The 6,634-nt window shown below is 47.1% G+C and carries 8 protein-coding genes and 2 tRNA genes; 8 read left to right on the plus strand and 2 right to left on the minus strand.

The window, feature by feature from the left end; genetic code table 11:
* Positions 1–138: 138 nt before the first annotated feature.
* Positions 139–345 carry a hypothetical protein gene (locus tag ACI31J_RS06955; RefSeq protein WP_439773705.1) on the plus strand — a complete coding sequence of 69 codons (207 nt, stop codon included), beginning with the start codon at positions 139–141 and terminating at the stop codon, positions 343–345.
* A 57-nt stretch (positions 346–402) separates the two neighbouring features.
* Here ACI31J_RS06955 and ACI31J_RS06960 read toward each other — a convergent pair whose 3' ends face one another.
* Positions 403–1,242 (minus strand): DNA-binding domain-containing protein, encoded by an 840-nt coding sequence (locus tag ACI31J_RS06960; RefSeq protein ID WP_439773706.1) that lies wholly within the window; start codon positions 1,240–1,242, stop codon positions 403–405.
* A 291-nt stretch (positions 1,243–1,533) separates the two neighbouring features.
* On the opposite strand from ACI31J_RS06960, the gene argF reads away from it, so the two are divergent.
* The 3 genes from argF (at position 1,534) to ACI31J_RS06975 (ending at position 4,520) form a co-directional block, all read left to right on the plus strand.
* Positions 1,534–2,541, plus strand: a complete 1,008-nt coding sequence (gene argF, locus ACI31J_RS06965) for an ornithine carbamoyltransferase (protein ID WP_439773707.1) — start codon at positions 1,534–1,536, stop codon at positions 2,539–2,541.
* An 18-nt stretch (positions 2,542–2,559) separates the two neighbouring features.
* Positions 2,560–3,492, plus strand: coding sequence for a carbamate kinase (gene arcC / locus ACI31J_RS06970; RefSeq protein WP_439773708.1), 933 nt, complete (start codon positions 2,560–2,562; stop codon positions 3,490–3,492).
* A gap of 107 nt (positions 3,493–3,599) precedes the next feature.
* The gene (locus tag ACI31J_RS06975) at positions 3,600–4,520 is read left to right on the plus strand and encodes a DMT family transporter (protein WP_439773709.1); all 921 of its coding nucleotides are present in this window, start codon (positions 3,600–3,602) and stop codon (positions 4,518–4,520) included.
* Between the two features lie 10 nt (positions 4,521–4,530).
* On the opposite strand, the gene ACI31J_RS06980 is transcribed toward ACI31J_RS06975, so the two are convergent.
* A complete protein-coding gene (locus tag ACI31J_RS06980; RefSeq protein WP_439773710.1) occupies positions 4,531–5,229 on the minus strand; it encodes a matrixin family metalloprotease in 699 nt (232 codons plus the stop codon).
* Between the two features lie 218 nt (positions 5,230–5,447).
* On the opposite strand from ACI31J_RS06980, the gene ACI31J_RS06985 reads away from it, so the two are divergent.
* The 4 genes from ACI31J_RS06985 to ACI31J_RS07000 all read left to right on the plus strand — a co-directional run bounded on the left by ACI31J_RS06985 (position 5,448) and on the right by ACI31J_RS07000 (position 6,633).
* On the plus strand, positions 5,448–5,936 hold the full coding sequence (locus ACI31J_RS06985) for a DUF7679 family protein (RefSeq protein WP_439773711.1): 489 nt from the start codon (positions 5,448–5,450) through the stop codon (positions 5,934–5,936).
* A gap of 48 nt (positions 5,937–5,984) precedes the next feature.
* Positions 5,985–6,055 (plus strand) — tRNA-Gln (locus ACI31J_RS06990).
* A gap of 98 nt (positions 6,056–6,153) precedes the next feature.
* The gene (locus ACI31J_RS06995) at positions 6,154–6,483 is read left to right on the plus strand and encodes a hypothetical protein (RefSeq protein WP_439773712.1); all 330 of its coding nucleotides are present in this window, start codon (positions 6,154–6,156) and stop codon (positions 6,481–6,483) included.
* A gap of 77 nt (positions 6,484–6,560) precedes the next feature.
* A tRNA-Glu gene (locus ACI31J_RS07000) sits at positions 6,561–6,633 on the plus strand.
* Position 6,634 lies beyond the last annotated feature (1 nt).

Raw genomic sequence — 6,634 nt, forward strand, 5'->3', positions numbered from 1 at the left:
TGTTTGGCCTGCTGGGCAAGCCGGGTTACGAAGAAGTCGGCAAGAAGCTGCGTGCCGAGATGGACGAAAACAAGTAACCGATTGTGAGCTGTTAGCCCCAAGGAGCTGACGGCTCCTTTTTGTATAGGGGGGAGAACGTTGGAGAAAAGTCTACGGACCAACCTGGAACGCGTCCAAAACCGATTAGCAGTCTGGCTCGTCCTGGTGATCTGTCTCTGGATTGTTAAGGAGATCATCGGCTGGGGCTTTTTACAGTACGTCATCTGGTTGGCGGCAGCCTACGTTGTTTTCCTCATGGGACTGTGGTTATCTCTGGCATGGCAGCTCTGGCGTCACGGAAAATAGTAATAATAGAAAAATGGGAGGCTGATTTATTACCGGCTTCCCATTTTCATTATTTATCTAATTACTTTCTTGGATTAATCCATTGAAGAAGTGTTTGATCGATACCTGACCGCCTGTCTGCCGCTGTCCCTGGAGGTAGGCGATCTCGTTGTGAACATTTTTATATTCATATAGGTTGTTGGCGTATTCCAAAATGATGTCATTTTCTGGATAATCAATACACATATGGGCAAGGTTGGTCAGGCCGGCACGGATATCCCGCCGGACTCGTTGGAAGATGATCTTCTTCTCGTGCTTATCACAGTGGTAGCTCTCTTCGAAGTTGATCTCCTCAAAATCGAGTTCCCGTTCGATCATCATGTTGACGATGCTGATGATCTCCTGGCCCCCGTTACCGGCGGTGATGCCGAGGAAGCGGAGAATCGACTTGGCGTTTTCCTTTTGCTTCTCCTTGTAACTAATCGAAACGGTGTTGCTGTTGGTAGCCGCCCCGCTGACCAGGTCCAAGATTTGAAGCAGACGCTTAGACATATCGATGTTTTGACTGGCTAGCTTGATGACGGTCTTAACCTCAGCGATGTTCAACGGCTTCTCTAAGAAGAAATCAATCCCGCTCTTGTAGGCCCGGGTCCGGGTGGCCGGGTCGATTGCCGGGGCCATCATGATAAAGTGCGGGTAGTGGCGGCTGTCCTGGATACGCCGGACCAACTCGATGCCGTCCATGCGCGGCATGGCAAAGTCGACAAACATGATGTCGATGCTGAGCCGCATGGCATCATCGTAGGCTTGTTGCGGGTTGGTGGTGGTGCCGACAATCGAGTTGTTGAAGTCGTTTTCAATGATATCCTTCAACAAATCCGTAGATTTATCATTATCGTTGACAATATAAAAATTCACAGGTCAGGACTCCCTTTGATTTTATTGAAGAAAGATGAAGTTCTTTGAAACTCAAAAATATTTTATACCCTAGTTTGTCTTTACACAATGATTATAATTTGTTAAAAGCAATTTTTCCCTTGAAAAGGGGATTTATCTTATAAAAATCGTGGGTCCGCTTTCATTGATGATATAATGGGCCTTGAGGAGCCAAAAAAAGGAAATTTTCTTTTGCGTTTTTACGATGTTATACGAAGCTTCTTGAAGTATACCGGTATGATAGTAAGTGTAATAACCAAGGAGGAATTAATTATGGCTTTTAATTTACGTAATCGTAGTTTCTTAACTCTTTCTGACTTCAACAAGCGTGAAATGGAATACATGCTTAACCTGGCTGAAGACCTGAAGAAGGCAAAGTACGCTGGGACTGAAGCTAAGAACCTTGAAGGCAAGAACATTGCCCTGATCTTCGAAAAGAGCTCCACTCGTACTCGTTGCTCCTTCGAAGTTGGTGCTAAGGACGAAGGTGCTCACGTAACTTACTTAGGTCCTTCAGGCTCACACATTGGCCACAAGGAATCTGTTAAGGATACTGCCCGTGTTCTTGGTGGTATGTTCGATGGTATCGAATACCGTGGTTTCTCACAACGTAACGTTGAAACCCTTGCTAAGTACTCAGGTGTTCCTGTTTGGAACGGTCTGACTGACGAAGACCACCCAACTCAAGTTCTGGCTGACTTCTTAACTGCTCACGAAGTATTGAAGAAGCCTTACGAAGACATCAAGTTTGCCTTCGTTGGTGACGGTCAAGACAACGTTTCCAACGCCCTGATGCTCGGTGCTGCCGTTATGGGGATGGAATACCACGTTGTAACTCCTAAGGAATTGAACCCAACTCAAGAAGTTCTTGACAAGGCTAACGCAATTGCCAAGGAAACTGGCGCCAAGATCGTTGTTTCTAACGACGTTAAGGAAGGCGTTAAGGGCATGGATGTTATCTACGCCGACGTTTGGGTATCAATGGGTGAATCCGACGACATGTGGGAAAAGCGGATCAACCTGCTTAAGCCTTACCAAGTAACGATGGACGTTATGAAGGCTACTGAGAACCCTAATGTTCTCTTCGAACACTGCCTGCCTGCATTCCACAACCTTGACACTGAAGTAGGTAAGGAAATCTACAAGAAGTTCGGTCTTAAGGAAATGGAAGTTACTGACGAAGTCTTCGAAAGCAAGCACTCCGTTGTCTTCCGTGAAGCTGAAAACCGGATGCACACCATCAAGGCTGTTATGGTTGCAACCTTAGGTGAACAAGGCTAATTCGAGGGAGGACTCTACATGGCTAAAGTAGTTGTTGCCTTAGGTGGTAACGCCCTCGGTAAGTCACCTGAAGAGCAATTAAAGCTGGTTAAGAACACCGCTTCATCACTGATCGGTTTAATCGATGCTGGTAACCAAGTTGTGATCAGCCACGGTAACGGTCCACAAGTTGGTGCGATTAACCTGGGGATGAACTTTGCTGCTGAAAATGGTAAGACTGCTGCCTTCCCATTCCCAGAGTGTGGTGCCATGAGCCAAGGTTACATTGGCTACCACTTACAACAAAGTTTGCAAAACGAACTGCACAAGCGTTGGATGAACAAGAATGTCGCAACGATTGTTACGCAAATCGCTGTTGATCCAGAAGATCCAGCATTCGACAACCCATCCAAGCCAGTTGGTGACTTCTACACGAAGGAACAAGCTGAGCAGATCGAAAAGGAAAAGGGCTACACCTTTAAGGAAGATGCTGGACGGGGTTACCGTCAAGTTGTTCCTTCACCACTGCCGAAGAAGATCATGGAACTCAACAGCATCAATACGCTGATTGAATCCGGTGACCTGGTTATCGCTGGTGGTGGCGGTGGTGTCCCAGTCATCATGACTGACGACGGCCTCCAAGGTGTTCCTGCCGTTATCGACAAGGACCGTTCAAGTGCTCTCCTGGCTGATAAGATCAGTGCTGATAAGCTGATCATCCTGACGGCGGTAGATTACGTTTACGTAAACTACGGCAAGCCAGATGAAAAGGCTTTGAAGAACTTGACGATCGATGAAGCTCACAAGTACATGGATGAAAAACAGTTTGCCGCTGGTAGCATGCTGCCTAAGATCGAAGCCTGCCTGTCATTCGTTGAAGGTCACCCTGAGCGTGAAGCAATCATTACTTCCCTCGACGGCCTTGACGATGCTCTGGCTGGCAAGGTTGGTACGGTTATCCGTGACAACTAAATAACGCAAAAGATGGCAATGAATTTGGGGATTCGTTGTCATCTTTTTTGGCTTAAAGTGTGTTAGAATGGCTTTTGTGGAAATCTTAGATTGGAAAGTGGAATGTTATGACAAATAAAAAAGTCTTGGGGACGGTCATGATTATTGTGGCCTGTACTTTTTGGGGGATTTCAGGCTTATTTGCCAAGGCACTCTTTAACGTGAGCGCCAGTATAACCTCAATGTGGCTGACGCAAACGCGGATGATCTCGGCAGGGATAATCCTGCTCATCATCAGCCAATTTAAGGGAGATCATCCGTTGCAGATCTTTCATAACCTGCATGATGCCTGGGTGATCTTTGCCTATGGCTTCTTTGGCCTAGTGCCAGTGCAATACGGTTATTTTATGGCGGTTCAATACGGGAATGCCTCAATTGCGACGGTGTTGCAGTTTGTGGGGCCATTCTTCATCATTGCCTACCTGGCAGCCTTTCGGCACATTCCCCCGCGGCGAATTGAAATCATCAGTGCGGTGATCGCCTTTATTGGTGTTTTCATCATTGCCACACACGGACGGCTGAATCATCTGGCGGTAACCCCGCTGGTTCTCTTCTGGGGAATTATTGCCGCAATCGGGGTGGCGACCAACACGTTGATTCCGCAACAGATGCTCCGGACTAACCGGGTTCCGTCTATGGTGGTAACTGGTTGGGGACTGCTGTTTGCTGGCCTGGCCCTCCTGGCTATCCATCCCAGTCAGCCGCATATTCCTAACGTGCCCGTCGTTTGGATTTGCTGGCTGGGGATCTTGGTAATTGGGACCTTGATTCCATTCCAGCTAGCTAACAATTCACTCAAGTACATTGATGCCACGACTTTCAGCCTGATGGATGCCTTTGAGCCATTAGCGGCAACGATCGGTTCTGTTCTGCTTTTCAACCTGCACATGACTGGGGCTGATATAGTCGGTTCGATCCTAGTCATTGTTGCGGTATTGGCAATCAATATCCGGATCCCGATCCGTCACAAGAGTAGTGAGATCGAATAAAAAAAGCTGTTCACTTCGTTGTTAACGAGGTGGACAGCTTTTTTACATGGACGGATGATTGTTGACTACTACTGTTGCTACTATTTTCATCAGTCGTTGGTGATTGTGAATACAGTTTCTTTACGGCGGTGACGTCAGCCGGCTGGATCGTATAGAAGGAACCAGCTGGTTGCATGACCGAGGTGCCGTTATTGTGCTGGAGGCCAATGGCGTGCCCCAATTCGTGCTCGGCAGTATTGATCACCCGTTGCTGGGAGTAACCATAGCTGGGGTCGAGTAGGTATGCAGCATTGAGTTGCACATCAGCGTGGGTAATGTAGCCGGTCATGGCATTCGTCGTGGTGTTGGTTAGTCCGGCCGCGTTGTCGCTGTTTTCATTGATGGCCGTAACGGTAATATCGGCCTTTGATTTATCGTTAATTTGTTGAAAGGTAAAGGCTCCGGTACGATTCCATTGGCTGATCGCCGATTCGGCGGCGTTGCGTAAAACCGGGTTGCTGAGATCGACGTAGACCGTTGCGGTGGAATGTGACCACCGGGCCCCCGTCGTGGTGTTCGTCCCGCTCTGATCAACCTTTTGTGTTGATTCGGCAACTTGTTTGCCCGTCAACTTATTGAGGCCGTTATAAGTAAGTACTTGGACGTCATGGATGGCGATGTTGGCATATTGTTGAAACAAGGGACTGTTTTGATATGACCAGATGAGCACTCCAAAGGCCAGCAGGTAGATTAATGGTAAAAATAGGCGTCTGCGAATTCTGCCCACCTCCTAATAACAGAGAGTTTATTATATTGTCTCATTATTGTCCACAAAAATGATGATTGTGTGGCGCCTTAATTATGATTTGATGAATTGATTATGAAATAATTCACAAGATGGGGTGGCATGCGGTAAAATAATAATAAAGACAAGGGAGTGAGGATAAAATGGCACATGTTTTCAAAGTGCATGTCATGCTGAGTTGGGGAGAGCAGCGGGACTACTTGGTAGCAAACGACGTTGAACCGGGCTTGGAGCACCGGCTGGCGACTAGGGAGAACTGGCAGGAGGTAATGCGTGAGGCACTGATTAATGTGCCAGTCGCGCCATACCTGCCCAGTGGGACGCCATTGCCGCCAATGGCAACGGCTAAGGTGCTTGATGTTGAGGCGATTCCGGCAGAAGAGGCGCCACGGGACCTGCAACGGACGCGGAGCCAGTTTATCATGAAGGATATCTGGCAACACCAGAGTAGTACCGCCAATTACAACTTTTTGCACCATGATTATGATGCGGCGTCCCAAAAGCAGATTCAAGCCGACATTAATTATTGGTGTAACGGGACCGCAACAACGGCGATTTCGGCGGAAACCAAGGCCCGTATTTTGACCCAAGAAAAGAAATTAGAAAAAGAATTGGCAAAAAGGGTTGACTAATTTTGGATTTTTCTGTATAGTAATGACTGTTGTATGAGACAACGTCATTGGGAATTGGCCAAGCGGTAAGGCGCAGGACTCTGAATCCTGGATCACTGGTTCGAACCCAGTATTCCCAATACTGTTAAGCCGCAACTCAATCATTGAGTTGCGGCTTTTTTGTTTTAGCCGTGTCCTTTTGTTACAATAATGGGCAGAACAAGGAGAGAAAGAAAAAATGGCAAGTAATTCTGATTCAATTTATTACGTTCTGACGAAGATCAAACGGCATCCCGAATTAATCGTGATGCAGAAGGCACGCTACACCAACACAATCATGATTGCAATTGATGACCAGTTGAAGATCGCTGACGCGGGTTTTTACTTTCCTGACTTGTCACTGATGGTCAACCGGCTCTCTAATGACTTCGTAGCTAAAAACGAGGACCTCCTCGATGAGTATTTCGCGATGACTAATAGTAAACAGCCAATCTACCACGATGTCTGGGTAACTACCTCGCACCTGCCAGCAAAGCAAGCCTACCTTTTAGAATTATCGTATGAATAGGATTTTAAAAAATAAAAAATTAGGATTGACAGTATTGATGGTATAACGTATAATTCTTCTTGTACGTTATATGACATTGCCCGCTGGTCAAATTGGTTAAGACGTCGCCCTCTCAAGGCGGAGTTACGGGTTCGATCCCCGTGCGGGTGAT

Source organism: Limosilactobacillus sp. (assembly GCF_051873075.1).
In the GTDB taxonomy this organism is placed as follows: Bacteria; Bacillota; Bacilli; order Lactobacillales; family Lactobacillaceae; genus Limosilactobacillus.

Coding starts and splice junctions, on each gene's coding strand:
- argF (WP_439773707.1), top strand. CDS start 1,534: ATGGCTTTTAATTTACGTAATCGTAGTTTCTTAACTCTTTCTGACTTC.
- arcC (WP_439773708.1), top strand. CDS start 2,560: ATGGCTAAAGTAGTTGTTGCCTTAGGTGGTAACGCCCTCGGTAAGTCA.
- ACI31J_RS06975 (WP_439773709.1), top strand. CDS start 3,600: ATGACAAATAAAAAAGTCTTGGGGACGGTCATGATTATTGTGGCCTGT.
- ACI31J_RS06985 (WP_439773711.1), top strand. CDS start 5,448: ATGGCACATGTTTTCAAAGTGCATGTCATGCTGAGTTGGGGAGAGCAG.
- ACI31J_RS06995 (WP_439773712.1), top strand. CDS start 6,154: ATGGCAAGTAATTCTGATTCAATTTATTACGTTCTGACGAAGATCAAA.